This is a genomic window from Mariniflexile sp. (genome assembly GCF_052728615.1).
In genome coordinates this window covers 96,639-121,641 of sequence record NZ_JBFVFE010000006.1, presented here as the reverse complement: position 1 = coordinate 121,641, position 25,003 = coordinate 96,639, and the positions used below count along the sequence as shown (strand labels likewise).

Annotated in this window: 28 protein-coding genes and 1 other RNA gene; 16 read left to right on the top strand and 13 right to left on the bottom strand. The window is 35.0% G+C overall.

What is annotated here, in order from left to right:
• The first annotated feature begins 319 nt into the window (after window positions 1–319).
• The 3 genes from ACU1LP_RS04345 to rnpB all read left to right on the top strand — a co-directional run bounded on the left by ACU1LP_RS04345 (window position 320) and on the right by rnpB (window position 3,227).
• On the top strand, window positions 320–1,948 hold the full coding sequence (locus tag ACU1LP_RS04345; protein WP_445735664.1) for a zinc-dependent metalloprotease: 1,629 nt from the start codon (window positions 320–322) through the stop codon (window positions 1,946–1,948).
• Between the two features lie 11 nt (window positions 1,949–1,959).
• Window positions 1,960–2,394 (top strand): hypothetical protein, encoded by a 435-nt coding sequence (locus tag ACU1LP_RS04340; RefSeq protein WP_445730886.1) that lies wholly within the window; start codon window positions 1,960–1,962, stop codon window positions 2,392–2,394.
• A 477-nt stretch (window positions 2,395–2,871) separates the two neighbouring features.
• Window positions 2,872–3,227: RNase P RNA component class A (gene rnpB, locus ACU1LP_RS04335), an RNA gene on the top strand.
• Window positions 3,228–3,297: 70 nt separating this feature from the next.
• Here rnpB and ACU1LP_RS04330 read toward each other — a convergent pair.
• From ACU1LP_RS04330 to ACU1LP_RS04305, 6 genes are all read right to left on the bottom strand, one after another.
• A complete protein-coding gene (locus ACU1LP_RS04330) occupies window positions 3,298–3,813 on the bottom strand; it encodes a hypothetical protein (RefSeq protein WP_445730885.1) in 516 nt (171 codons plus the stop codon).
• Between the two features lie 15 nt (window positions 3,814–3,828).
• Window positions 3,829–4,575 (bottom strand): hypothetical protein, encoded by a 747-nt coding sequence (locus ACU1LP_RS04325; protein WP_445730884.1) that lies wholly within the window; start codon window positions 4,573–4,575, stop codon window positions 3,829–3,831.
• 29 nt (window positions 4,576–4,604) lie between these two features.
• Window positions 4,605–5,522 (bottom strand): ester cyclase, encoded by a 918-nt coding sequence (locus ACU1LP_RS04320; protein WP_445730883.1) that lies wholly within the window; start codon window positions 5,520–5,522, stop codon window positions 4,605–4,607.
• Between the two features lie 165 nt (window positions 5,523–5,687).
• Window positions 5,688–6,227, bottom strand: coding sequence for a 16S rRNA (guanine(966)-N(2))-methyltransferase RsmD (gene rsmD / locus ACU1LP_RS04315; RefSeq protein ID WP_445730882.1), 540 nt, complete (start codon window positions 6,225–6,227; stop codon window positions 5,688–5,690).
• Complete coding sequence (locus ACU1LP_RS04310; RefSeq protein ID WP_445735663.1) at window positions 6,227–7,048, bottom strand: DUF3822 family protein; 822 nt, start codon at window positions 7,046–7,048, stop codon at window positions 6,227–6,229. The genes rsmD and ACU1LP_RS04310 overlap by 1 nt, the downstream gene beginning before the upstream one ends.
• On the bottom strand, window positions 7,032–7,769 hold the full coding sequence (locus tag ACU1LP_RS04305; RefSeq protein WP_445730880.1) for a hypothetical protein: 738 nt from the start codon (window positions 7,767–7,769) through the stop codon (window positions 7,032–7,034). Before ACU1LP_RS04305 ends, ACU1LP_RS04310 begins: the two co-directional genes overlap by 17 nt.
• Window positions 7,770–7,896: 127 nt before the next feature.
• Between ACU1LP_RS04305 and ACU1LP_RS04300 the strand changes: the two genes are divergently transcribed.
• The 12 genes from ACU1LP_RS04300 to ACU1LP_RS04245 all read left to right on the top strand — a co-directional run bounded on the left by ACU1LP_RS04300 (window position 7,897) and on the right by ACU1LP_RS04245 (window position 16,811).
• Entirely contained in the window at window positions 7,897–9,324 is a 1,428-nt protein-coding gene (locus ACU1LP_RS04300) for an ATP-dependent DNA helicase (RefSeq protein ID WP_445735662.1), read from the top strand.
• Between the two features lie 269 nt (window positions 9,325–9,593).
• Window positions 9,594–10,307 (top strand): 3-deoxy-manno-octulosonate cytidylyltransferase, encoded by a 714-nt coding sequence (gene kdsB / locus ACU1LP_RS04295; RefSeq protein WP_445735668.1) that lies wholly within the window; start codon window positions 9,594–9,596, stop codon window positions 10,305–10,307.
• A 55-nt stretch (window positions 10,308–10,362) separates the two neighbouring features.
• Window positions 10,363–11,067, top strand: a complete 705-nt coding sequence (locus ACU1LP_RS04290; protein WP_445730878.1) for an HAD family hydrolase — start codon at window positions 10,363–10,365, stop codon at window positions 11,065–11,067.
• Window positions 11,068–11,159: 92 nt separating this feature from the next.
• The gene (locus ACU1LP_RS04285; RefSeq protein WP_445735661.1) at window positions 11,160–12,242 is read left to right on the top strand and encodes an iron-containing alcohol dehydrogenase family protein; all 1,083 of its coding nucleotides are present in this window, start codon (window positions 11,160–11,162) and stop codon (window positions 12,240–12,242) included.
• Window positions 12,243–12,791, top strand: a complete 549-nt coding sequence (locus ACU1LP_RS04280) for a 1-acyl-sn-glycerol-3-phosphate acyltransferase (RefSeq protein ID WP_445735660.1) — start codon at window positions 12,243–12,245, stop codon at window positions 12,789–12,791.
• Window positions 12,792–12,957: 166 nt separating this feature from the next.
• Window positions 12,958–13,527 (top strand): RNA polymerase sigma factor, encoded by a 570-nt coding sequence (locus tag ACU1LP_RS04275; RefSeq protein WP_445735659.1) that lies wholly within the window; start codon window positions 12,958–12,960, stop codon window positions 13,525–13,527.
• A gap of 5 nt (window positions 13,528–13,532) precedes the next feature.
• Complete coding sequence (locus tag ACU1LP_RS04270) at window positions 13,533–13,709, top strand: hypothetical protein (RefSeq protein ID WP_445735658.1); 177 nt, start codon at window positions 13,533–13,535, stop codon at window positions 13,707–13,709.
• 22 nt (window positions 13,710–13,731) lie between these two features.
• Window positions 13,732–14,559, top strand: coding sequence for a mechanosensitive ion channel family protein (locus tag ACU1LP_RS04265; RefSeq protein ID WP_445735657.1), 828 nt, complete (start codon window positions 13,732–13,734; stop codon window positions 14,557–14,559).
• 49 nt (window positions 14,560–14,608) lie between these two features.
• Complete coding sequence (locus ACU1LP_RS04260) at window positions 14,609–15,430, top strand: head GIN domain-containing protein (RefSeq protein WP_445735656.1); 822 nt, start codon at window positions 14,609–14,611, stop codon at window positions 15,428–15,430.
• A gap of 5 nt (window positions 15,431–15,435) precedes the next feature.
• Window positions 15,436–15,645 carry a lipopolysaccharide assembly protein LapA domain-containing protein gene (locus ACU1LP_RS04255; protein ID WP_445735655.1) on the top strand — a complete coding sequence of 70 codons (210 nt, stop codon included), beginning with the start codon at window positions 15,436–15,438 and terminating at the stop codon, window positions 15,643–15,645.
• Window positions 15,646–15,656: 11 nt separating this feature from the next.
• On the top strand, window positions 15,657–16,106 hold the full coding sequence (locus tag ACU1LP_RS04250; RefSeq protein ID WP_445735654.1) for a hypothetical protein: 450 nt from the start codon (window positions 15,657–15,659) through the stop codon (window positions 16,104–16,106).
• 18 nt (window positions 16,107–16,124) lie between these two features.
• On the top strand, window positions 16,125–16,811 hold the full coding sequence (locus tag ACU1LP_RS04245; protein ID WP_445735653.1) for a hypothetical protein: 687 nt from the start codon (window positions 16,125–16,127) through the stop codon (window positions 16,809–16,811).
• Between the two features lie 57 nt (window positions 16,812–16,868).
• On the opposite strand, the gene ACU1LP_RS04240 is transcribed toward ACU1LP_RS04245, so the two are convergent.
• From ACU1LP_RS04240 to ACU1LP_RS04225, 4 genes are all read right to left on the bottom strand, one after another.
• Complete coding sequence (locus ACU1LP_RS04240; protein WP_445730873.1) at window positions 16,869–19,103, bottom strand: hypothetical protein; 2,235 nt, start codon at window positions 19,101–19,103, stop codon at window positions 16,869–16,871.
• 325 nt (window positions 19,104–19,428) lie between these two features.
• Window positions 19,429–20,412: a Gfo/Idh/MocA family protein gene (locus ACU1LP_RS04235; RefSeq protein ID WP_445735652.1), complete on the bottom strand. Its 984-nt coding sequence runs from the start codon at window positions 20,410–20,412 to the stop codon at window positions 19,429–19,431.
• A 46-nt stretch (window positions 20,413–20,458) separates the two neighbouring features.
• Entirely contained in the window at window positions 20,459–21,178 is a 720-nt protein-coding gene (locus tag ACU1LP_RS04230) for a YebC/PmpR family DNA-binding transcriptional regulator (RefSeq protein ID WP_445730871.1), read from the bottom strand.
• 171 nt (window positions 21,179–21,349) lie between these two features.
• On the bottom strand, window positions 21,350–21,646 hold the full coding sequence (locus ACU1LP_RS04225) for a 4a-hydroxytetrahydrobiopterin dehydratase (RefSeq protein ID WP_445730870.1): 297 nt from the start codon (window positions 21,644–21,646) through the stop codon (window positions 21,350–21,352).
• Window positions 21,647–21,772: 126 nt separating this feature from the next.
• On the opposite strand from ACU1LP_RS04225, the gene ACU1LP_RS04220 reads away from it, so the two are divergent.
• On the top strand, window positions 21,773–21,916 hold the full coding sequence (locus tag ACU1LP_RS04220; protein ID WP_445730869.1) for a hypothetical protein: 144 nt from the start codon (window positions 21,773–21,775) through the stop codon (window positions 21,914–21,916).
• On the opposite strand, the gene ACU1LP_RS04215 is transcribed toward ACU1LP_RS04220, so the two are convergent.
• From ACU1LP_RS04215 to gcvT, 3 genes are read right to left on the bottom strand one after another with little or no spacing between them, the layout of a single operon-like run.
• Entirely contained in the window at window positions 21,905–22,735 is an 831-nt protein-coding gene (locus tag ACU1LP_RS04215; protein WP_445735651.1) for a sugar nucleotide-binding protein, read from the bottom strand. The two genes, ACU1LP_RS04220 and ACU1LP_RS04215, sit on opposite strands and share 12 nt — an antisense overlap.
• Window positions 22,736–22,762: 27 nt before the next feature.
• Window positions 22,763–23,677, bottom strand: coding sequence for a glutaminase (locus ACU1LP_RS04210; RefSeq protein WP_445735650.1), 915 nt, complete (start codon window positions 23,675–23,677; stop codon window positions 22,763–22,765).
• A gap of 2 nt (window positions 23,678–23,679) precedes the next feature.
• Entirely contained in the window at window positions 23,680–24,762 is a 1,083-nt protein-coding gene (gene gcvT / locus ACU1LP_RS04205) for a glycine cleavage system aminomethyltransferase GcvT (protein ID WP_445735649.1), read from the bottom strand.
• Window positions 24,763–25,003 lie beyond the last annotated feature (241 nt).

Here is a 25,003-nt window from a genome sequence, read left to right as displayed (position 1 = left end):
AAGGTTTTCAAACTGCTCAACAATCGCTTGGTGAGGTGGGCAAGAAAAAGGTATAAACGCTATAAGACCGGTATAAAGCGAGCTTATAGATGGTTTACAAGAGTACAGGAGCAATTCCCCAACTTGTTTTATCATTGGCAAATAGGCTTTGTTTATTAAGTGATATAGTTTTAGATTTGTATAACAAGAGCCGTATGATGGGAGACTATCACGTACGGTTCTGTGAGAGGCTTGGGGTGGAATTCCCCTTACTTACTCGACCAGATCAACGTTGTAGACAATTTAAGATAAGCACTAACCATTAAAAACAACGAAAATTATGAAAATAAAATTATTAATCATTGTAATTCTAATCTGTAATCTTAATTCAGTATTTGCTCAATTGTGTGGGACGCCTCAAACAACAAATCCTAAAATATATCCTCAAGATGATAGTAAGACAAGCAAATCTAGTTTATCCAAAGGTTCAAGTTCCGCTATATGTATAAATGTTTTTTTTCATATAGTAAGGAATACAGATGGAACTAATGCTTTTCCAATTCCTAACACAAATGAAATTGTACGAGAACTTAATGAATTTTACAGTCCACACAATATTTTAATCAATAATGCTGGAACTTCTTTTATTGATAATACAAGTAACCTCTATGTAGATGTCAACGAAGGTATAGCTATAGCTAATGCCAGAAATCAAAGTCAAGCAATCAATTATTACATTGTTGATGATATGGAATTTAATGGATTTGCATTAGATGTGCCTTCAATCGCTTTATTTATAAGAGATAATCGTGTGTTGACCTCAACTTCTGCTCACGAACTTGGACATTGCTTGGGTCTAGAACATACACATAAAGGCTTAGCATATGGTGAATCTGGATGTGCAGAAGCAATTGATGGCTCAAATTGTAGCAGTTGTGGAGATTTTGTATGCGATACACCCGCAGATAGTGGAAACGGAGCTATGAATGGTTATAATCCTGACATGACCAATTTAATGTCATGTTATCATCTAAACCCTTGGTTGATAAATAGAGACCATTTCACAGACAGTCAGGGTTTTAGAATGAGAGCTGCAATATATACTGAGCCTATATTACAAAACACAAGGAGTACATCTTGTACACAGATTTCAGAAGTCAGTACCATTTGTTACCCACAAACCACGACCGTAACATTATCCAATCTCGGAGGTGCAACGACTGTTTGGACATCTTCCAGTAATGTACAAATTGTATCCAGTAACAATTCAAATGCAACTATAAGGGGAGCGAGTTCGTATTCCAATGGAGATGGTTGGGTAAGGGCTGTATTAAACAACGGCATAACGTTTCAAGAAAATTTTCACGTAGGAAAAGCCGAAGTGGATAATGTGCTTTTTAGAAATAATGGAGCAGGTGTATCTGGTTACTTATGCTCAAGTCATTATGACAACGAATTTGAGATATTGCCTTATGTTCCAAATGCATCTTATGAAGTAAGAATAAGAGATTTGACTACTTATAATATTGTTGCTGGACCTTATAATTTTATTGGGAGAATTGCAACTTTGCCTACAGATTATAACTATACTCCCGGTTGGTATTTGTTTGAGGCAAGAGGCACAAATTCCTGTGGCACATCCAATTGGACTCAATGGGAAGTGGAATTTGTTGACTGTACGTTAGGAGGTGGTGGTGGAGAAACTGAATATCGTGTATATCCTAATCCTAGTTCGGAAAATTTGACCATTCAAAAAACTCAATCCTCTAATAAAGTAAATTCAAAGAAAACATCTTATGGCAGTAATTCTGCTTACTATAAAATTTTTGATTTCAATTCAAATTTAATTTTTAAAGGTTTAATTGACAACCAAACCACCATAGATGTATCAGATTACAAAAGAGGTAATTATATTTTAAAAATTTATAAAAAAGGAAAATCAGAAAACCACCAAATAATTATTAATTAAAAATAAAGAAAATGAAAAATTTAGTTTTAATATTAATTTTAATGATTGCAATTAGTTCTTGCAGTCAAAGTGATGAAAATAAGCCAATAAAAAATTCTATTGTCGGAAGTTGGCAATTAATTGAAAGAACAGCAAACAATGCTAACGGTACACCTAATGAATGGGAACAAATTGAAGATGGTTATATAATAACTTTCAATCAAGACTCTACCTATGAGTCTGAAATAAGTCCATCTGAATGTAACGAAATTGATAATAGCTCTTATTTCGTCCAAAATCAGTCGGAAGAGAACATACTAGAAATTAATATCACCTGTATCAATCCAAATATGGTTTTTGAAAGTAAATACTCTTATTCTTTTGAAAGCGCAAATCATTTAGTGATGATTCCAATTGAACCTGCCTGTGATGAAGGATGCTCATTTAAATATAGAAAAGTTGAATAAAAACTGTTTACACGGTATATAAAAAATAGCAGTTAAGAGCTAAGCCTAAGGTTTAGTTCTTTTCTACTATTTTATTGGTCTCAAATTTAGTTAAAACTATGTACTTTAGTGCATCTCGCTTTAGCTTCTAAAAATCTTTATTCAGTTTCCTTTGAGCCAAAAAAGAGTATACAGGTAATCGAATTAATATGTTGGTTTCATTCGAGTAATCACGTATTGCTGACTTTAGTCAGATTTAAAAACCTATGGCACTTTAGTCCATAGTGGTTTAGTTATAATCTTAAATGGGTGCACGACAAATTTCCCTTTTTAGGAAAAAAGTATTATTTTTCGCAAAAAAAACAAAAGACATGAGTTCATGTACTAAAATATATTTTAATTATTGAATTTGGAATTTCTTTATTGTAATTTTGCAGTAAGTAAATCGCCTTATCGCTAAATGCCCAACTTGATTGGTTATCCCATATTGCAAATCGAAAGGTTTATGAATGGGATCCCCGCTTTTGCGAGGATTTAGAGGAAAGTCCGAACACCGTAGTGCAACATAGTGGCTAATAACCACCAGCCGTGAGGTTAGGAAAAGTGCAACAGAAAGTATGTACAGGTCATGCTGTAGTGAAACCAGGTAAACTCTATGTGGTGCAATGTCATGTATACCAACGTTTGAGGGCGGCACGCTCGATTGTTGGAGGGTAGGCAGCTAAAGTGTTTTGGTAACAACGCACTCAGATAAATGATAAGGGTGTTTTGTGCTTGTTTAAGTATCCCGATAGCTATCGGGACTGAAACGAGTTCGGGACATACAGAATTCGGCTTATAGATTTACTTGCTTATAATCAATAAACCCTTCTTAAAATTTAAGAAGGGTTTATAGTTTAAAATTGGTTGGTTAAATAATATGCACTATTCGGTAGCGACCATAGCGTCTTTTGCCATAGCCATTTCCCTGTAAGTGGCGTCTATTTCGTAACGGTTATAGAAACCATATTCCTCCACAATTTTATTGTCCAACATTTTGCATGCCAAATGAACCGGGATTTTAAAGTGTCTATCTAAGTCTTTTAGTTTGCCTTCCCAAGTGCTCCAAAAGTAGACCCATTTATCACCTTTATCATCTATTATTTGTTCATAAAAAATGTTGTCTTCTTCTTTGTTAAAACCGTATGTGTCCCACATTTTGGTATCGGTCATGTGGACATCTCTCAACTCTTGCATGGTAAGTTTAAACTGGTTGTGTTGCAGTTTTGCATCGTTGCTGTAATGACTAACAAAACCCTCCCAATTACCTTTTTCGTAATCGGTTATCATGGCCGTAACCACATCAATTTCAGGTAAAGTGGTTAGATACCTTTCAGGCACGGTGTCCTTACAGGATATGGAAAGCACCATCAATAGTGCAGCTAAAAAGAGTTTATCCATTTTTTAAAGTTTGAACTATTTTGATGAATATGATAAATCCGGACGCATGTTTCCGGAATACTCCTCATATCTTGTAGCGTAATCCATAACCTTACTAAAGGTTTCCCAACGCTCTGGACCCAACACGATTTCATTGGCTTTAGATTTGGTTGCACTATCTATTTCATCTTTAGCAGAAACGGCAACTAAATAAAAATCTTCGGTTGTTCCATAGCCATTTCTATAAATACGATAATACTCTTTAGAACCTTTGGCTTTATACAGTTCTTTTACCGCTTTCATGCCTTCGCGAATTTTTTCGGCATTTGAAGGGGTAAAATAGATATAGTACCAATTACGGTAATCTTGCCCTTCTTGGGTAATTGTAATGCCTTCCGGCATATAGGTTAGGTCTTCAACCAAATGTATGATGTAGCTTCTGTGCGAATCATAGCACTTATCGAAGTTTGTAAACATTGTTGTCCATTTATCACCCATTTTTTTAGCCATATCTGCAAAAGGGCGTTTATCTAAATCCGCCATGTTTTCAATAGGGGTTATATATGAATATTTCAGATCATTTGTAACTGCTGTAGCCCAATTGGTTTGTGGTTTATGTTCCTTACTTGCCGCAACTAACTCTTTGGCTGTTTTTTCATATTCCATAACCATGGATGGTTTCACATTGTCTTGATGTATTTGATATGCTTGTTGCGCTTGCGAAAAATTAATGGCTAAACATAAAATAAATGCCAATAAAAAAGTTGATTTAATAGTTTTCATAATCGGTCGGTATTAATAAGTTAGTTAAATTATATTGAAGGCACTTCTTTGTAGCCTAGTTGTTGAAACATAGTTAAATTATCAAAATACGCATCTTCCTGAACCGCTTTTCCGTCACTATTAAAAGTCCAAATACTCATACCTTGTATGTTGGTTTTTTTGTTTGTTGGTGGGTTTCCTAAAAATTCCCCGGTGTTTGTTCCTGTACATCTCCAAGTAATAATGGCTTTATTATCCTTTATTTTTGTGTCTTCAAGAATAACTTTAAAATCGGGGAATCCGGTAAAGAAAGCCGTCATCATTGCCCCATATTCTTCTTGGTTGCTTGCAACACGTGCGCCGTTTGCATTTCTAATTAAATTTGGAACTGAAATAGCTTTCATTGCTTCCTGATCATTTTTATTCCAAACTGTTATCATATTTTTAATTGTGTTATAAATTGCTTTTTCATCAACGCCCATGTTGTTCACAGCCTCAATTTCTTGCAGAGCCATAATAACTTCAGAAGGATCCCAATATCCATAATCTTCCACAATTTTTCCATCAATAAATCTGGCAGTTAAATGGACCGGCATAGTAAATTCTTTGCCGTTGGCAGCTAAGGTTGCTTTCCATGTTCCCCAAAAGTTCACCCATGTTTTTCCCTCATCATCAAGTACCATTTCAAATTCCTGTCCGTCTTTTGCAAAACCACGTTCACTATAGTTTACATCATTCTGTTTATGGAATTCCGGAATATCCTTGGAAGCCATTTTAACTTTATTGAAATTTGTTTTTGAGGTGTCGGCATAATAGCTCACTAACGATTCATAATTTTTGGTGTCGTAATCGTTAATAACGGCTTTAAAGGTTTCAATTTCCGGTGAAGATTGCGTGTAACGCTGTGGTTGATTTTGACATGCTGTAAATAGTATTGCAGCCAGTACTAATAAAGAGAGATTTTTCATTGTTGTTTATGGTTTTAGTGATTAATATGAATAGCGACCCATAAACAAATTCAAGAGAAAAAACAGTTTTTTTCTTGAGTATAGTAAAGTATATTATAGAGTGTGGGACTCTTGGGAGATGTCTAAGATACTGAAAAAAAAATAATTATAGGTAGAAAGATGGTTTTATGTATTTTCAAAAAAACTGAACATGTTGCCACCGTAGCTTTTTGAGTATGCAAAATGATCTAAATTTGACAGGTTCGTGTGCTTAGAATGTTCCACGATAAGCAAACCTTCGTCCAGCAATAAATTATTCTTGAATATAAGTTCTGGTATTTTTGCGAATTCCTCATCTGTAAAACTGTATGGTGGGTCTGCAAAAATAACATCTGCTTGCAAATTCGATTTTTCCAAATAATCGAACACATTGCTTTTAATGGTTTGAATGGGCATTTCAAAACTTTTGGCAGTTTCGTTTATAAACTTGATACAACCAAAATCCTGATCCACACAAGTGATTTGTTTTGTGCCCCTTGATGCAAACTCGTAGCTAATGTTTCCTGTTCCAGCAAAAAGGTCGAGTACTTTAATAGCTTCAAAATAAAAGTTATTGTTTAAAATATTGAACAACGATTCTTTTGCCATATCGGTTGTGGGGCGAACGGGCAATTTTTTAGGAGCTACTATTTTTCTGCTTTTATAGATTCCTGAAATAATACGCATTAAAAACTTTTTATTAAAGTGAAATTTGAATGATTGGATTTAGGCGCTTCTGTATAGTGGTACGATTCGTTTCTATTGCCAAAACTAACATGCCTAATGTATTTGTATGCCATGGTATAAAGTGCATCATCTGTGTGCACATCACCAATAAACACCAGATTAAAAGTTTCTGGGTTTAGGTTTAACTGCTCGGTTGCAAAAAGTATGTAGTATATAAAATCTTCGGGCGTTGCGTATTCAAATGTGTTGTAAAGCATCAATTTTGTGTTTTCAACAACCACCATTTCAAAGTTGTTTTTGCTCACATTCACATATACTTTTGGAGAACTGGCATTTTTTTCAATATGTAAAATTTCCTCTATTAAAATAGTGGAAACATGCTTAAAAGTAAAAGCGCCAAATTGGTCGTAAATAAAATTATTGATATTTATGTAGGGTACATATACGTTGACACTTTCGTTTATAACAATGTCATCATAGGTCACAAAATCGGTAGCAAGGATTTTGGAATTGAACTTTAAATAATCGACCAAACATTCTTCTTTAAACAAAGGTTTGGGCACTAACGTAGAAAGCTCGTTATCGTGAATAACGGTTATGGCGTTGTAACTGGTGTCCGTAACTTTTTCTGTATTGAATACATGCTTTAAATGATCTAAAAGTTCTAAAGGATTTAATTTTTTTTGAAAATCAATCTCTTTTAAAAAAGTAATGGTATGGGTATCTCGTTGTAAGATACAAAAAGAAAGTCCACTCAAACTTATTTGAATGGACAGTTCTAAATTAGGTAGCCTGCTTGAAATTTTATTCGTTGGAGCCATAGGTTTTTGGCCAATTTCCATTGGTATTAACTTCGCTCATAGAACCTACTTTTAAAACATCGCCATTAACGCCATCAACTGAAATCACTTGGTTTTCTTGGATTACCAAATCTCTATCTAAGTCATATAATAAAACGTCTTTTTTTACTGAAGCTTCAAAAACAGCAATTTTTATATCGTTCTGGTCGATAAAACCTGCCTGCAATTTAAACTTTTCGCCAGGTTTTCCAACAGGAACGTTCATCATTGTTTTATATCTAGTAGAGTTTTTGAATAAGGAATCTTTTACTGGAACAAATCCCAAAGTATCAACAATAACAATATCTTTATACGAGTCCACTCCAAACTGTTTAGTCATTGCAACATCCAAAACACTCGAGTCGCGACGTTGCGTGATGGTGTATTTGGCAGTTTCAATAAATTTAACCAATTCATCAAAATTATCTGTAAATTTCCCTGTAACCTGTCTGTGTGCCAACTCAGCGTCCCTTATATCTTTTAAATTTTCAATGACTTTGGCATACCGCTTGTTCTTTTCTTTGTTGAATAAAATAGGGGTGTAAATAGACATGTATGTTTGATAACCAAGGAATGCAATCAATACCCATAGCACTATTTTTAACACAGGCTTAAATTTTGAAGGGATGAATTTATCAACTAACTTAACCAAGCCAATTGTAAGCAGTATAACTGCAACAGCAATAAGAATAAATTTCAGCATAATAGTTTTTTAATTAAATAGTTTATTAAAGGTCTTTCGCAAATCTACAATTTTTTTTTAATCGTTAAAACGTATTGAGACTAAAAATCATTTCTATCTTTGAATAATTTGTAATTTACCCATTTAAATGACCGCTCCAGAATTTTATTCGCTTATAAATCAACAGTTTCCGTTTAAACCCACTATAAAGCAAAATATTGTTTTACAGCAATTAGCTGATTTTATCTTTAACTCCGCTCCAAATGCGCTCTATGTGCTTAAAGGCTATGCTGGTACGGGTAAAACCACCATTGTTGGTACTATTGTGAACAATTTATGGAAAGCCAAAAAAAGCGCTGTACTCATGGCACCAACGGGTAGGGCGGCGAAAGTAATCTCTAATTATTCTGGAAAAGAGGCATTTACCATCCACAAAAAAATTTATTTTCCTAAAAAGGAAAAAGGAGGGGGCGTATCGTTTGTTTTGCAACCCAATAAGCATAAAAACACGATTTTTATTGTGGATGAAGCCTCTATGATACCCGATACTCCGGGAGATTCTAAACTCTTTGAAAATGGTTCGCTGTTGGACGATTTGATGCAGTATGTGTATTCGGGCCACCAATGTAAATTGTTGTTTATTGGAGACACCGCACAATTGCCGCCTGTAAAACTGGATATAAGTCCTGCTTTAGATGAAAACCTGCTGGCTTTAAATTACAACAAGGAAGTCACTAAAATGGAGTTGGATGAAGTGGTGAGGCAGGAACAGGATTCTGGAATTCTTGCCAATGCCACCGTGCTTCGCGAAGCGTTGTCAAACGGTGTAAACGATGCGTTTAAGTTCGATTTGACACCTTATAAAGACATCGTTAGGCTTATTGATGGTCATGAAATTATGGACGCCATAAACGATTGTTATAGCGATTTGGGTAATGAGGAAACCGCCATTATTGTGCGAAGTAACAAACGAGCCAATTTATACAACCAGCAAATTAGAAACCGGATTTTATTCAATGAAAGTGAATTGTCTTCGGGAGATTATTTAATGGTGGTGAAGAATAATTATTTTTGGATCAAACCAACTACCGAAGCGGGGTTTATAGCCAATGGCGATATTATTGAAGTTTTAGAGATTTTTAGAATGGAAGAACTTTATGGTTTTCGCTTTGCGGAAGTAAAAATCCGTATGGTCGATTATCCTAAAATGCTTCCTTTTGAAACGGTTTTACTTTTAGATACTATCGAATCTGAAACACCTTCTCTGTCTTATGAAGACTCCAATAGACTCTATCAAGAAGTCATGAAGGATTTTGAGAACGAAACCAGCAACTATAAAAAGTTTTTAAAAGTAAAAGCGAGCAAACATTTTAATGCGCTGCAAGTGAAATTCTCGTATGCCATTACCTGTCACAAATCGCAAGGTGGCCAATGGAACACCGTTTTTGTGGAGCAACCTTATTTACCAAATGGGATTGACAAAGAATATTTGCGTTGGTTATACACAGCTGTAACCAGAGCCAAGGAAAAATTGTATCTTATTGGCTTTAAGGATGATTTTTTTGAAGAAGCTTAAGATAGTTTTCAGTTACAGTTTTCAGCATTACCTTTGCGGCTTTGCGCCTTTGCGAGAAAAAACCTTTGTGTAACAATCAATCCTAATACATTTATAAAAATTTAGACTCACTAAAACCAAAAACCACAATAAATATCATATTTTTGACACCGATTAATATCTATAGATGAAACTTCCATAACGAGTTCTCGCTACGCAAGGAAATGATTATATGGAAGTAACAGGTGACCGATAAAAAACAATATTTTAAACACGTGAAAATAATTTCAATGATTCCGGCACGTTATAGTGCATCCCGTTTTCCTGGGAAACTCATGCAAGATCTTGGGGGCAAAACGGTCATTCTACGTACTTATGAAGCCACGGTAGCCACCAATTTGTTTGATGATGTTTTTGTTGTGACCGATAGCGACATCATTTTCAATGAAATTAAAAATAATGGTGGTAAGGTTTTAATGAGCAAAAAAGAGCATGAATGCGGCAGCGACAGAATAGCAGAAGCTGTGGAATTTATGGATATAGATATTGTAATCAATGTTCAGGGCGATGAACCTTTTACCGAAAAGGAATCCTTGAAAAAACTCATAGACGTTTTTAGGGACGACCAAGAAAAAAGTATCGATTTGGCTTCTTTAATGGTTCATATTACAGATTCGGAAGAAATAAACAACCCTAATACGGTAAAAGTTATTGTTGATAAATCAAATTTCGCTTTATACTTTTCAAGAAGTCCCATTCCATATCCAAGAGATCCACATGTAGGTGCAAAATACCACAAGCATAAAGGTGTTTACGCTTTTAGAAAGGAAGCTATTTTAGATTTTTATAGATTGCCCATGTTACCTTTGGAAGCTTCGGAAAAAATTGAGTGCATTCGTTATTTAGAGTATGGTAAACGTATTAAAATGGTAGAGACCGATGTGCAAGGTGTTGAAATTGACACCCCAGAAGATTTGGAACGTGCCAAGAAATTATGGAAATAATTCCTTTGAAAAAAGGAATCTCTTTTTATCTGAATAATAAAACCAATTAAATAATTTGAAAATAAATTACGATAACATAAAAGTAATTGGATTTGATGCCGATGACACACTTTGGGTAAATGAAACTTATTTCAGGGAAGCTGAGATTGAGTTCGGTAAGTTGTTATCTGAATATGAAACCTTGAACACCATAGATCAAGAGCTTTTTAAAAAGGAAATTGATAATTTACCCATGTACGGTTATGGCATTAAAGCCTTTGTTTTATCCATGGTAGAAAGTGCTTTGGAGCAATCTAATTATAACATTTCAACAAAAGCCATTGAAGCCATATTGAATATTGGTAAGGATATGCTCAACAAACCTGTGGAATTATTGGATGGCGTTGAAGATGTTTTAAAAATAGTTTCAAAAAAATACCGCATTATTTTAGCTACCAAAGGCGATTTACTGGATCAAGAACGAAAACTTGAGAAATCTGGGTTGACAAAATATTTTCATCATATTGAGGTTTTAAGTGATAAGAAAGAAGCAAATTATTCCAAATTATTGAATCATCTGGACATCAAACCCTCAGAATTTTTAATGATAGGGAATTCACTGAAATCGGATGTTTTACCGTTAATAAACATAAAAGCCCATGCCATTCATGTACCGTTTCATACCACTTGGGCACACGAACAAGTAACCGAGAAGGAAACCAATGGAAAAGCATATAAAACAATAAGCAGTTTAAGGGATTTATTACAATTATTGGATTAATACTTTGAATAAATTTTTCAAAAACAAGAATATTTATATCAGTAAAATCAAAATAGTATTATTTTTACATTTTGAATTAGAAAACATTTTGAATGAGTTATAAAAACTTTCCAATGGTGTCAAAAGTTGTTTTTGGCAGAGGTAGTTTCAATCAGTTAAGTGAAATTTTGGCCCCAAAACGCTTAAGTATGAACGCTCCATTTATTTATTTGATAGATGATGTGTTTAAAAACAATATATGGATTACCTCTCGTATCCAGCTTTCGTATGATGACAAAATAATCTTCATATCCACTAAGGAAGAACCAAAAACATCTCAAGTGGATGCTTTGGTGGAGGATATTATTTTGATGACCAAAGCACTTCCTTCCGGAATCATTGGTATTGGCGGTGGCTCTATTTTAGATTTGGCAAAAGCGGTTTCCATTATGCTGACCAATGAAGGCGAAGCCAAAGATTACCAAGGTTGGGACTTGGTTAAAAATGCGGCCATTTACCATGTGGGTATTCCAACCATATCTGGTACGGGTGCTGAAGTTTCTAGAACGACGGTGCTAACAGGTCCCGAAAAAAAATTGGGTATAAATTCAGATTTCACACCTTTCGATCAAGTTATATTAGACTCCGAACTGACCAAAGATGTACCGAAGAACCAATGGTTCTACACGGGTATGGATTGCTACATCCATTGTATTGAATCTTTAAGCGGTACCTATCTAAATACATTCAGTCAAACTTATGGAGATATATCTTTACAGCTATGTAAAGAACTGTTTTTGGATGATACCTTATCTGAAGAAGAATCGCAAGAAAAACTCATGATGGCTTCATGGCATGGGGGCATGAGCATTGCTTACTCGCAAGTAGGTGTGGCGCATGCTATGAGTTATGGTCTAGCGTATCTTTTGGGCGTAAAGCATGGAATAGGGAATTGCATCGTTTTTGACCACTTGGAAGAGTTTTATCCTGAAGGTGTCAAATTGTTTAAAGAGATGAAAAGAATCCATAAAGTTGAATTACCACAAGGCATTTGCGCCAATTTAAGTGATGAAGAATTTGATATTATGATAAACATCGCATTAAACCTAGTACCTCTATGGGAAAATGCCATAGGCAAGAATTGGAGAAACACCATCACTTCAAAAAAGCTTAAGGAACTTTATCAAAAAATGTAGATGCAATGGTTGGCAAAACTTATTTATTTTAAAATTTTAGGATGGAAAGTGGTTGGCAACACCAATATGTCTCAAGATACTGTTAAAAAAGCGGTCATTATAGCGGTGCCACATACTAGTTGGCACGATTTCTACATAGGTGTTCTATTACGTGCCGTATTAAACCTTAAAACAAATTTTGTTGGCAAAAAAGAGTTGTTTATTTTTCCTTTTGGATGGTTTTTTAAGGCTTTAGGTGGCGCTCCAATAAACAGGCAGAACAACGAAAACAAGGTGGATGCCATTGCCAAACTATTCCATGAAAAAGAAGAGTTTAGAATGACCATGGCCCCTGAGGGCACCCGTAAAAAAGTAAAAGAATGGCGCACTGGTTTTTACTTTATAGCGAAAAAAGCAAACGTCCCCATCATTATGTTTACCCTCGATTTTGAAAACAAGCAAAATAAAATTTCAGAACCTTTTTATCCTACCGATGATATAAAAGCGGATTTTGAATTTATGCACCACTTTTTTAAAGGTGTAAAAGGAAAAATACCTGATTATTCTTAGTATATTCAAACTTAAATTTAACAAATACTCTTCTATTATACCTACCTTTAGTTTATCTCATTTATAGAGGTTTAACTCCCTATTTTTTGTATTATAATTTTTAATAAGTGACTTTTTTAAAATACTCCAGTCATAATAATAATAATAATAACTAATTAAAAGCACCTTGAAAACAAATGACGAATTCCAAAATCTTTTAGACGAGGAACTTGTAGAAAAAATTGTTAAGACAAAAAACGATATTCTTTTTGGGATTTTATATGAAAGGTATTCTCATTTAGTATACAACAAATGCTATGGGTTTACTAAAACAAGAGTTGAGGCAGAAGATTTAACCCAAGACGTTTTTGTGAAACTATTTCAGAAGTTATCATCATTTCAAGGCAAGTCAAAATTTTCTACATGGCTTTATGCCTTTACATATAATATGTGTGTAGATTATGTAAATAAACATGTTTTAAAAAAAGTTAGCACTAACAATATAGACGTTGAAGATTATAACCCATTGCAAATAGAAGTAGATGATTCCTCATTATTTCTATTAAAAGAAGAAACTTTAAAAAAGGCTTTAGAAGTTATAGCTCCAGAAGATAAAATGATACTCTTACTAAAGTATCAAGACGATTTTTCAATAAAACATATTATGACTGTTTTGGAAATTAGTCAGAGTGCCGTAAAAATGAGATTAAAAAGAGCCAAAGCAAGATTAATAGAGGCTTATAACGATTTAAGATAAAACAAATGGAAAACCCATTCAAAAAAATTGCAGAACCGCCACAGGAAGTGCCAAAGGAACTAAAAACTAAAGTCATGGCTGATGTTGCTAGAATTAGATTGTTTATGGATATAACCGATTTATTCACATCTAATTATTCAAATGCAGCAAAGACTTTTTTTGGGAAGAAGAAAAAAGATTAATTAACTAATAAACTATAAAAACATGGAAACTGTTACAGGAATTAAAGAATTAATGTTTGAATCTGTTAATCAAATGGCAAGTGATATTGCCATTGTAGGGCCAAAAATAGTGTTTGCTATTTTAATACTTTTGGTTGGATGGATAATAACAAAAATAATTGCTTTTGCATTAAAACGTGCCTTGAATTTTGCTAAAGTAGATATATTAACCGAAGTTATCAATCAAAAAAATCTATTCGGTAAAGCCGATTTAAAATTTAATGTTACTAATGTTATTGTCGCCTTCGTTAAATGGATTTTATACTTAGTGGTTTTAATAATTGCATCAGATGTTATGGATTGGAAAATAGTTTCTATCGAAATTGGAAATTTACTTCGTTATTTGCCACAACTTTTTAGCGCCATTGCCTTATTCATGGTTGGCTTGTACATAGCTAATTTTGTTAAAAAAGCCATTCAAGGTATTTTTGAATCGTTCGATTTAATGGGCGAACGTGTAATAAGCTCCTTAGTATTCTATGTAATTATTATAACCATTACCATAACTGCTTTAAATCAAGCTGGTATAAATACCGAAATCATAACCAATAACCTGACAATAATTTTAGGAGCTTTTTTATTGACTATAGCCATAGGGTTTGGTTTCGGGTCTAGAGACGTTATAAAAAGTCTACTATTTTCTTTTTATTCAAAACGAAATTTTGAAGTTGGTCAAACCATCTCTTTAGATACTATTACAGGGGAAATAATATCCATAGACAATATTTGCATAAGTATCAAGGTAAAAGATGATGTAGTAGTAATACCTATTAACGAACTGGTTGATACACGAGTAACTAAAAAAGCTTAATGCATTACAGTAATAATCAAATTAAATTTTTCAAAAAATGAGAACACAAATGAAAACACTAATATTAACACTAATCATTTTATCATCCTTTAATGTAAATGCACAAAAAAAGGAAAAAATAAAAGGAAACAAAGAAGTCATTGAAATATTTGATGACTTGGATGCTTTTAACGAAGTAGAAATTTCAGACGGTTTAGAAATTAATATTATGCAATCGGTTTCAGAAGGTTTTAGGTTGAAAACGGATTCTAACCTAGTAAACACGATTAAATTTGAAGTGATAGATAGTGTATTGAGAATTTATACATCAAATAAAATAACCTCTAGTAAATCATTGGAAATTTATTTAAACTGTACAGAATTGAATAAAATTACACTAAAAAACGATTCAGAACTTAAAGGTCAAAATGTTATCAATTCAAAAGACTTATCACTTATATCTCTTGATGGCTCAGAATTCGATTTAGACATTAATTCAGAAGTATTTTCGCTTCAGTTAAACAATTCATCTAAAGGAAAATTGAATTTAAGAAGTATTAATTCAACCATGAGCTTAAATGATAAGTCCTTTTTAAAAGGAAGTCTTTCTACAGATAATCTCGATTTAACAATGAGTAAAAAGGCAGATATGAATATTGAAGGGAACTGCGATAATTTAAACTTGATTACATCCGGTTCTACTGATGTTAAAGCAAAAGATTTATTGGCTACGAATGTAAACATAAATGCTTCTAACACATCGGATATTTATGTGAGAGCCAGTAAGCTTTTAACTCTGTACGCTAAGGGCAGAAGCTATGTATATGTTTACGGTAATCCTGAAATTAAAGTTGAAGGATTAAATGATAAATCTCAAATTATAAAAAAATAACAATCATGAAATTCAGAACTAGTGTAGGACTCTTATTTGCTGCCATTATAGTGATTTTTTCACTTCAAAATGCAGAAGTTATCGATGTGAAATTTTTCTTTTGGAAACTCTCGATATCACGTGTATTGGTTATTCTGGGGAGTTTTGGTGTAGGTCTATTGGTTGGTATCCTTTTATCTATTAAGAAAAAAATCATGAATAAAACGCAAATCTAAACAATATACCAATGGCTAAAATAGAATCTGTAACACTAAAGCATATTCCTAAAACTATAGACGTAGGGGATAATATTAGCGACATTATTATTGTGACACAAATAGAATTCCACCATTTAGACATGTCGCTAAAAATGGAGTATTTATTATACCTTTTTGTTTATGACGTTCATGGAAAACCAGATGTCCCCATAATAGTGAGCAATTGGGACGACAGTACATTTTTTGGAATGCAACTAGATGGAAAGGATGATTTGTTAGGAAAGGAAATGATAGCCATTAACGCTTCTTCTGGCAACAGCAACAATATTATTGAAACACCTATAGCTTTAAAACTTGGTAACTTACACGGCAGTCATTCGTACCATACCAGAAAATTAGAAGTATTCGCCACATTGGTGCCTGCTATTAATGAAGCATCTAAGTGGTCTGAACCTTTTGAGACAGATATTGTTTTTTAACTTATAAGATAATTATTTATGACCCCCATTTTTAAAGTAGAACTTATAAAATTTTCAACAATTACAGAGTTGCCAAATGCTTGGAATCCCAATAACTACAAAGTATTACTTGAATTAATGGATTATGGTAATGTAGGCGATATTTCTTCAGAAGAATTAAAAGAGACTTGCTTAATATTGCTTTCTGAAAATGAACCCGTAGATGCAGCTATAATTATTTTGAGGTATATTTTTAATGAACGATTGAACTCAGGGCAGATTGAAAATTTATCGAATGAAATGCTAGAAGAAAAAATATGGGAAGAATATCCCGATTTATCCTTGCATGAAGAATTTTTTAATGTGACACAATTACTTTATGAAACCTATAATGGTAAATTTCCGCACCCAGAAGCTGTTCAGTTTAAAATTAAAATAAGCACTGAAAATGCTGAAGATTTGACTGTTTTTGAATTAGAAACCGAATCTGCCCTAATACGATTATTGGCTAAAAGCATGCCTAAAAATGCATTAATCAATAGGCTGTACCACGAACAATTGGAAAGCGAGGAATTTAAAGAAGCAAAAAATATTATTTGGCAATTGAATAAAGAAGAATCGGGTACCAACTTTATTGTGTTTTCAATAATATCTTCATCCTATTGGTTTAAAGATTTAAAATATGCTGAAATTTTCGAGGCAACAACCCATGCCGATGATATTTAAAATTTAAAAAGGTGAAAGTATTATAATCATCTTCACCTTTTTAAACAAACAGTTGACTTACTTTATAAACTTAGAGGTTAATGTATTTACAAACAATACGTTACCAATTTTATCATACGCATCAAAAGATTCCGTGCCCCTGTCTACTTTCATCATGCTATCATGAAAACCGATTAGCGTTAAATCGGCATCCATAGAATATTCATTAATAATATCTACCCGGTTTTTATCAGTATCTAGGGGCAATACCCGAATGTTGTTGGCAGATATTGGAAGTCTGCCAGAGCTTGTTAATTTAATTAAATGATCTAATTCTTGTTGTAAATGTTCTTTAGGGAAGGTGGCGAAAAGTTTGATTTCACCTTTTTTCCAATCCGAATGCCCTAAAATAATATAAGACAATAAAATCATCAAATTAGCATTTTCATAATCTTCCTTACGTATCCAAACATGGATGTCTTTTTTGTATCCAAAGCCTTTATCGGAACTTGCCAAAATGCATAAATCGTATTTAGCAGTTTTCAATATACTATAATTATCGATTATATCGGTTAACCATTCTTTTTCACCTTTTTTATATTCAAAAAGCATCATGTTATTGGGTTGGCCCGATATACCTGGTTGTTGGATGGCCTGAATAATGGCAGCCGTATTTGATGGCGAAATGAGGGTTTCTAAAAACACATTGGATTTACTAATGGAAGCCGTATTTATCAGCTTGTCTAGTTTTTCAGCCGCAATTTTCTTTGTTTCTGCGGAAAAATAACCTTTTTCAAAATGGATATAGGTTCCAAAACCATAGCGATCTGATAGCCATTTCATCATTTCCATGGCGCCATAACGCTCAAAGCTGTCTTTTGATAGGCATAGAACAGCTGGTCTCCAATTGTCTTCGGTATTATCTTTATCGGCTTTTTGCAAAAACACCTGCATTCTTCTACTAAATTGATGAATAACACCTTGGAATATGTTGGCCATCCCTTTTTTATTGACGCTCTTTGTTGAGATATAAAAGTACAAAATCACCATTAACGCAATTGCAGCTATAGCGTATGGCGTATTGATTTTAAACATTAGGTAAATACTCATAACAGCACCTAATAAGGATAAATACCATTTTGATTTAAAAGATGGACGGTAAGATGGGTCGGCCGCAAAATGTTGCAGGAACGAGATAAGGCATAATGACCCATAGGTAACCATGAAAAACATAGATATAACTTCTGCCACGGCATTCACATCGCCCATTAAAACAAACACAATGGCAATCACACTCGTTAAAATGGTTGCATTTCTGGGTTCGTTGTTTTTTTTAGTGCCTTTTGAAACCCAAAAATTAACACTTTTGTTAGGGAAAACTTTATCGCCTCCAATGGCTTGCAATGTTCTTGGAGCCACCATAAAAGAACCTAGGGCAGATGAAATGGTTGCGGCAGCTAAACCGATGGGGATAATGGGGCCCCATAAAGCGATTTTACCCATAATGAGTTGGTCGGTCACCAAATCGGTAGGACTTGCAGATACGGTTAGCTTATAGGCTATAAATACATATATAACCATTCCAATAATGGTTGCTGCCAATGTTCCCATTGGAATTGACTTTTTTGGGTCCTTTAAATCTCCCGATAGCCCTACACCGGCAGTTATACCGGTAAATGCGGGGAAAATAATGGCAAAAACATAAAAGAATCCTTTATCAGATTCTATGTTGTTGAACATTTGTGAGCTATCAAAAACTTGGGCATATTCGGTAGATCCCATAAAAAATAGAACAAGTGATACTGCTAAAATAGCAACCACCACATACAATGCTTTCATGCCTACATCGGCACCCTTTGTAACCATAAGGCTTATTAACAATAACAACGCAGGTATGGTAAACAATCGATTGTCATAAATATCATAACCGAATTCGGTTATTACCCATGGTTTTATGGCTTCAAAAGCTTCGCCAAACGCAATGACATAAAAAGCGACACTAATGGCCTGCGATAAATACAAAGCTATACCAATAGCGGCACCAATGTTCACGCCAAAAGACCTTGAAATTATAAAATACTCACCACCGCCTTCAACTTTTTGGTTGGTCGCAATTTCAGCTAATGCCATTGCTGTAGGTATTGTAACCAAATGACCGATGAATATTATAAGCAAGGTGCCCATAAAACCAACGGAACCAACTGCGAAGCCAAAACGCAAAAACATAACCGCACCAAGAATGGTTGATATGGCGGTTAAAAACACGGGCAACGTGCCAAAATTGGCTTTTGCTGATGAAAGGGTTTTGCTCATAAAAAAATGTTTTTTTTTTCGTATTGAATAGTATGACTGTAATATTAAGCAAAAGTTACTTAAAAAAGTAATCTGTTTTATTGAACTGGTTTAAACTTTTCTGATTGAAGCGAAGAATATCATTTTGCTGCCAATTGAAGAAAGTTTAAACCAGTTCATTTAGAAACATTATTAGTATGGCATAAAAATTGGATTATATTTGCAGTGTTAGAAAATGAAACATAAAGTAAAGAACTCTTTGTTCATAAAAAGAAACATTACTAGCCCACAAATAAAAAAGCTACCTCAATTTTGAAGTAGCTTTTTTTTTAAATCTTTTTCGGGCTTAAATTTGACCAAGAATTTTATCCATAACCCAATTGGCATGGAGCGCGGAAAGTCCGGTGGAGGGATGGGTATGATTTTTATGAATGAGCACATTGCGCATGCCCTCAACGTGGAGCAATTGGATATGCTTCGGGTTTTCAATAAAAAGCGCTTCGTTTTTTGTTTTATTGGTTAAAATGATAGGATTTTCATGGAATATTGAAAACTCAATTTTACCCTCACTTCCATAGATGGTCACGCTATCTACCGAATCGGCACAATCAAAATTCCAAGTTCCAGAACCCGTGATGCTGTTTCCGTGCAACCAACAGGCCGTAAAGGCATCTTTTGCTGAATAGTTGTTTTGCTGATTTAAACTAATGCCATGGGCTTCTTTGATGTCTCCCAACAAAAAATTGAACAAATCCAAACCATGGCTTGCTAGATCATCAAAGTAGCCACCCGGAGCAATTTTAGCATCCGTTCTCCAATTGTAATCGCCAGACTTGTCCAAGTCGCTAGCAGGTTTACTGTAATGCCAATTGATGTGCCTGACGTCGCCAATTTCATTGTTTTTTAGCCACTCATCAATTTTTGTAAATCGAGGCAATGAACGCCTGTAATAGGCAACAAACAAAGGGATTTTCTTTTCATTAAAAGCATTATATATTTCCAGGCTTTCGGCATAACTGGGTGCCATGGGTTTTTCTATGCAGCAAATTTTTCCGGCTTCGGCCACTTTTAAAGCATAAAGTCTATGGGTATCTGGAGGCGTTGCTATGTATATAGCGTCCACTTCTGGATCATTGATCAAATCATCGGCATTGGTATAGTATTTTTTAATGCCGTGCCGTTTAGCATAATCTTTTGCTTTTGCTTCGTCACGCCGCATCACTGCCACGAGTTCAAAACCTTCGGTTAATTTATAAGGAGGGCCACTTTTAACTTCGGTAACATTGCCACAGCCTATAATGCCCCATTTGATTCTGTTTTTGTCTTTCATGGATTGGTTTAAAACAAAAAAGAGTGTTTTGAGCGCTCTTTTTTAATTAATCTTCGCTTTCCTCCATAGTGTGGTACACGTTCTGAACATCGTCATCGTCATCTAATTTTTCCAAAAGTTTTTCAACATCGGCAGCTTGTTCTGGAGTAAGTGCTTTGGTTACTTGCGGAATACGCTCAAAACCAGAGGAAAGTATTTCAATGCCTTTTTCTTCCAATGCCGATTGGATAGCTCCAAAATTTTCAAACGGAGCATAAATTAAAATACCGTCTTCATCGGCAAAAACTTCTTCGGCACCGTAATCTATAAATTCCAATTCTACTTCTTCGGCATCCAATCCTTCAGCATTAATACGGAAATTACACGTATGGTCGAACATAAACACCACCGAACCCGACGTACCTAAACTGCCATCGCATTTGTTAAAATAGCTGCGTACATTGGCTACGGTTCTGGTATTGTTATCGGTGGCGGTTTCAACCAAAATAGCAATTCCATGAGGAGCATAGCCTTCAAAAACAACTTCCTTATAATCGCCTTGTCCTTTTTCACTTGCCTTTTTCACGGCACGTTCTACGGTGTCTTTTGGCATGTTTACAGACTTGGCGTTTTGCATAACGGCTCTTAAACGGGCATTGCTTGCAGGGTCGGGACCGCCTTCCTTTACAGCCATTACAATATCTTTCCCAATACGTGTAAATGCTTTGCTCATGGCAGACCAACGCTTCATTTTACGTGCTTTTCTAAATTCAAAAGCTCTTCCCATACTAAAGTTAAAAGTTAAAAGTTAAAAGTTAAAAGTTAAAAGTTAAAAGTTAAAAGTTAAAAGTTAAAAGTTAAAAGTTTTTTTAACCGTGCAAATTTAGAAAATTCCATGGATTGAAATAACAGATGTTGATTTTTATAATGTGATATACTGTAAACTGATTACTGGAGTTTAATCCTCATCTTCTGGTTCCACAATCGCATCAATGGCTTTTGCCAGTTTGAAATCTTTTTCGGTAACTCCGTTAGCGGAATGTGTTGAGAGTGAAATGGTAAGCACATTATATACATTGGACCAATCGGGGTGATGGTTTAGCGCCTCGCATTCAAATGCAATTCGGCTCATGGCACTAAAACAGTCCTTAAAGTTTCCGAATTCAAATTCGGCGTGTAGGGCATCATCGTAATACTCCCAATCTGGGAAGTTCAATAATCTTTTTTCTATGTCTTCTGCTGAAAGTTTGCTCATAATAATGGATTTTTATGTGAAATGTAAATTTAGTGATTTCAAATTAAAAACATTTGTTAATTGATTTATTTTAGACCTGACAGGTTTTAAAAACCTGTCAGGTCTTATACAGAAACCTTGCAGGTTGTGAAAATCTTAGGAGTTTGCGGTTACATTGCAAGTACGCCTGCGTTAGGGGTTGGACTGGAAAGCCCACAGCGACGCAGGAGCGAGGACTTGGAAGGGAAAACCCGACCCGCAGGGGAACGCCCAAATGCCTTAAATTCCTAGTTCGGTTATAATATCCTGACTTATTAATTGAAGGTTTTTTGGGAGCAAATTGAACTTTGGCAATACGGCCAGATAACGGTCGTCGTTGGTGGTGTACACGTGTTTGTAAATGGCGTTGGTAAGGCCTAAAGTTTTTGTGATGTCGGTTATAAACTCGTCGTGGTGCACCAAATCGATACTGCCCAAATGAAAAACACCCGATTTGTTTCGGTTAATGATGTAATGGATTTGAAGGGTTAGTTTAGCCTCTGTGGTTACATTCATTATTAAATTCGGAAATACTTCAATCGGCGTTTTTTCTTGTATATTTTGAATAATTTCCTGAATTCTGGGAGATTGTTTTCCGAAAACCATGGGAAGCCTTAAAATGGCGACTTGTTTTTTTGGTAGGCGCAACAGCATGTTTTCGATTTTAATTTTGAAATGCCCGTACACACTGTTGCTCAGGGTTTTGTCTTCTTCATAACTTGGGTATTTGCTGTACGCATCAAAAACATTGGCAGATGATAAAAAGATGATTTTTATTTTTTTTGAATACACATATTCCGCAAGGTGCTTGTGGGCTATAAACTGGGTTGCGAAATCGCCCCGAAGTGCCGAAATAATGATGGTTGGTTTTACAATTTCGAGGATCTTGTAAACATCGTCTTCTTCAAAATTGTACTGAAAAAATTGGTGGTTCTTTTCCCATTGGCCGTGGCTGGTGTTGTAGGTGCCAAAAGTTTTAAAATAGGGGCAGAGTTCCTTATAAATGGCATTGCCCAAAAAACCGCTGGCGCCTAAAATAAGGATTCTATGTTTATCTTCTTTCTTAATCATAAATCAAACGGCTTCACTGGAATTATTCTAGAAAATAGATAGTTTCGTTTTAGAGGTGAATTGCTCTAACGCTTTCATGCCCAATTGGGAATTGCCTTTTCTGTTCAATCCGGGCGACCAAGTAGTAATTACAAAATGGTTTGGGAGCAATGCTGCAATGCCACCGCCCACACCACTTTTCCCGGGTAAACCGACCTCAAAAGCGAATTCGCCAGCTTCGTCATAAAACCCACAGGTAAGCATAACGGCATTCACACGCTTTGCCTGGCTTTCGGTAAGGTGTGCTTTGTCCATCAGGCATTTACCTTTATTCACAAACAAATAAAATGCTTTGGATAGCTGGCTGCAACTCATTTCTATGGAACATTGATGAAAATAAAAATCCAAGACATCATCCACGCTATTTTCAAGATTTTTAAAGGATTTTAAAAGGTTTGCCGCTGCATAATTTTTAAATCCCGTTGCTTTTTCAGATTGTGCAACTTGTTCATTATAACTAATGGAAGGATCGCCTGCTAAGTCCCTTACAAAATTTAAAAAGTCTTCCTTAGGGTTTTTTAAATGCGAAATTAAGATATCGGCAATTACAAGGGCGCCTGCGTTTATTAATGGGTTTCGGGGAATGCCGTTTTCCAATTCCAACAGGGACAAATGATTAAAGGGGTTTCCGGAAGGTTCCACATCCACACGTTTCCAAACGTCATTTCCTTTAAACGAAATGGCTTTGGCGAGTGCCAATACTTTTGAAATACTTTGGATGGAGAAAGGTTTGTTAAAATGGCCCACACCATAGTGGTTTCCGTCGGCAGTTCTTAAATGGATCCCAAAATTATTTTTATCAACATGCGCCAATTCGGGGATGTAAGAAGCAACGACACCTTTGTCTTTGGTTTTAATGATGTTGCTATGGATATCATTTAGGATGGCTTGGAAATCGTGCATATTTATTTCTTGTAAAACGGCAATTTTACTACCGTTGCTGGTATGGCATTTTTACGGATTTGAATATAAATTTTACTTCCAACTTCAGAAAACACAGTGGGCACATACCCTAAACCGATGCCTTTACCCAAACTTGGCGACATGGTGCCAGAAGTTACGATGCCTATTTTGCTTCCGTTGCTATCCACAATATCGTAATCATGACGCGGAATACCACGTTCGTCCAATTCAAAAGCTACTAATTTACGTTCTGGACCTTGCTCTTTTTCCTTTTTTAAAGCTTCGGAATTAGTAAAGTTTTTGGTGAATTTTGTTACCCAACCCAAACCAGCCTCGATAGGTGAGGTGCTGTCGTTAATGTCGTTTCCGTAAAGGCAATAGCCCATTTCTAAACGTAAAGTATCACGAGCTGCCAACCCAATTGGTTTGATGCCAAAGCTTTTTCCAGCTTCAAATACATTGTCCCAAACGTGTTTCACTTCGCTGTTTTTGCAATAAATCTCGAAACCGCCACTGCCTGTATAACCCGTTGCCGAAATAATAACATGCTCGATACCTGCAAAATCACCCATAATAAAATTGTAAAAATTGATGGAAGATAAATCATGGCTTGTCAACGATTGCATCGCTTCAACCGCTTTTGGCCCTTGGATGGCAAGTAAGGAATAATCATCGCTTAAATCGCGCATGGTAGCACCTACAGTATTTTTAGACTGAATCCAGTTCCAGTCTTTTTCAATGTTGCTGGCATTCACCACCAATAAATAGGTGTCTTCTTTTATTTTATAAATAATCAAGTCGTCCACTATACCACCAGTTTCGTTTGGCATGCAACTGTATTGCGCTTTACCAATGGTCAATTTAGAAGCATCGTTGCTTGATACTTTTTGGATCAATTCCAAAGCATATTCGCCTTCAATTAAAAACTCGCCCATGTGCGATACATCAAAAACGCCAACGGCTTTTCTAACGGTTTCGTGTTCTATTGTAACGCCTTCGTATTGTACGGGCATGTTAAAACCTGCAAATGGCACCAATTTAGCACCAAGCGCTTCGTGGGTTTTTGTTAAGGCTGTGTTTTTCATTTTTATACTTTTTGTTGTTTATGGAATGTTGTGTGTTGTTTAGTTGTTTCTACTTAACAACACACAACTAAACAACATGCTTTTTTTACCAAAAACAAATGTATTGAAAATTTATAGATATCGCTTTTGCGGAATGGAAAAGCTTGTATCGTAAAATGGTTTGGTTTCTAAACAGAAAAAATATGTTTCGTTTAAAACAGGAATGTTTCCATTTGAGGGGGTATGGTTCGCACTTTATTTA

Bases quoted from the DNA above. Each gene is read 5' to 3' on its own strand.
- ACU1LP_RS04345 (WP_445735664.1), top strand. From the start codon at position 320: ATGAAAATAAAATTATTAATCATTGTAATTCTAATCTGTAATCTTAAT.
- ACU1LP_RS04340 (WP_445730886.1), top strand. From the start codon at position 1,960: ATGAAAAATTTAGTTTTAATATTAATTTTAATGATTGCAATTAGTTCT.
- ACU1LP_RS04330 (WP_445730885.1), bottom strand. From the start codon at position 3,813: ATGGATAAACTCTTTTTAGCTGCACTATTGATGGTGCTTTCCATATCC.
- ACU1LP_RS04325 (WP_445730884.1), bottom strand. From the start codon at position 4,575: ATGAAAACTATTAAATCAACTTTTTTATTGGCATTTATTTTATGTTTA.
- ACU1LP_RS04320 (WP_445730883.1), bottom strand. From the start codon at position 5,522: ATGAAAAATCTCTCTTTATTAGTACTGGCTGCAATACTATTTACAGCA.
- rsmD (WP_445730882.1), bottom strand. From the start codon at position 6,227: ATGCGTATTATTTCAGGAATCTATAAAAGCAGAAAAATAGTAGCTCCT.
- ACU1LP_RS04310 (WP_445735663.1), bottom strand. From the start codon at position 7,048: ATGGCTCCAACGAATAAAATTTCAAGCAGGCTACCTAATTTAGAACTG.
- ACU1LP_RS04305 (WP_445730880.1), bottom strand. From the start codon at position 7,769: ATGCTGAAATTTATTCTTATTGCTGTTGCAGTTATACTGCTTACAATT.
- ACU1LP_RS04300 (WP_445735662.1), top strand. From the start codon at position 7,897: ATGACCGCTCCAGAATTTTATTCGCTTATAAATCAACAGTTTCCGTTT.
- kdsB (WP_445735668.1), top strand. From the start codon at position 9,594: ATGATTCCGGCACGTTATAGTGCATCCCGTTTTCCTGGGAAACTCATG.
- ACU1LP_RS04285 (WP_445735661.1), top strand. From the start codon at position 11,160: ATGAGTTATAAAAACTTTCCAATGGTGTCAAAAGTTGTTTTTGGCAGA.
- ACU1LP_RS04280 (WP_445735660.1), top strand. From the start codon at position 12,243: ATGCAATGGTTGGCAAAACTTATTTATTTTAAAATTTTAGGATGGAAA.
- ACU1LP_RS04270 (WP_445735658.1), top strand. From the start codon at position 13,533: ATGGAAAACCCATTCAAAAAAATTGCAGAACCGCCACAGGAAGTGCCA.
- ACU1LP_RS04265 (WP_445735657.1), top strand. From the start codon at position 13,732: ATGGAAACTGTTACAGGAATTAAAGAATTAATGTTTGAATCTGTTAAT.
- ACU1LP_RS04260 (WP_445735656.1), top strand. From the start codon at position 14,609: ATGAAAACACTAATATTAACACTAATCATTTTATCATCCTTTAATGTA.
- ACU1LP_RS04255 (WP_445735655.1), top strand. From the start codon at position 15,436: ATGAAATTCAGAACTAGTGTAGGACTCTTATTTGCTGCCATTATAGTG.
- ACU1LP_RS04250 (WP_445735654.1), top strand. From the start codon at position 15,657: ATGGCTAAAATAGAATCTGTAACACTAAAGCATATTCCTAAAACTATA.
- ACU1LP_RS04245 (WP_445735653.1), top strand. From the start codon at position 16,125: ATGACCCCCATTTTTAAAGTAGAACTTATAAAATTTTCAACAATTACA.
- ACU1LP_RS04240 (WP_445730873.1), bottom strand. From the start codon at position 19,103: ATGAGCAAAACCCTTTCATCAGCAAAAGCCAATTTTGGCACGTTGCCC.
- ACU1LP_RS04235 (WP_445735652.1), bottom strand. From the start codon at position 20,412: ATGAAAGACAAAAACAGAATCAAATGGGGCATTATAGGCTGTGGCAAT.
- ACU1LP_RS04230 (WP_445730871.1), bottom strand. From the start codon at position 21,178: ATGGGAAGAGCTTTTGAATTTAGAAAAGCACGTAAAATGAAGCGTTGG.
- ACU1LP_RS04225 (WP_445730870.1), bottom strand. From the start codon at position 21,646: ATGAGCAAACTTTCAGCAGAAGACATAGAAAAAAGATTATTGAACTTC.
- ACU1LP_RS04215 (WP_445735651.1), bottom strand. From the start codon at position 22,735: ATGATTAAGAAAGAAGATAAACATAGAATCCTTATTTTAGGCGCCAGC.
- ACU1LP_RS04210 (WP_445735650.1), bottom strand. From the start codon at position 23,677: ATGCACGATTTCCAAGCCATCCTAAATGATATCCATAGCAACATCATT.
- gcvT (WP_445735649.1), bottom strand. From the start codon at position 24,762: ATGAAAAACACAGCCTTAACAAAAACCCACGAAGCGCTTGGTGCTAAA.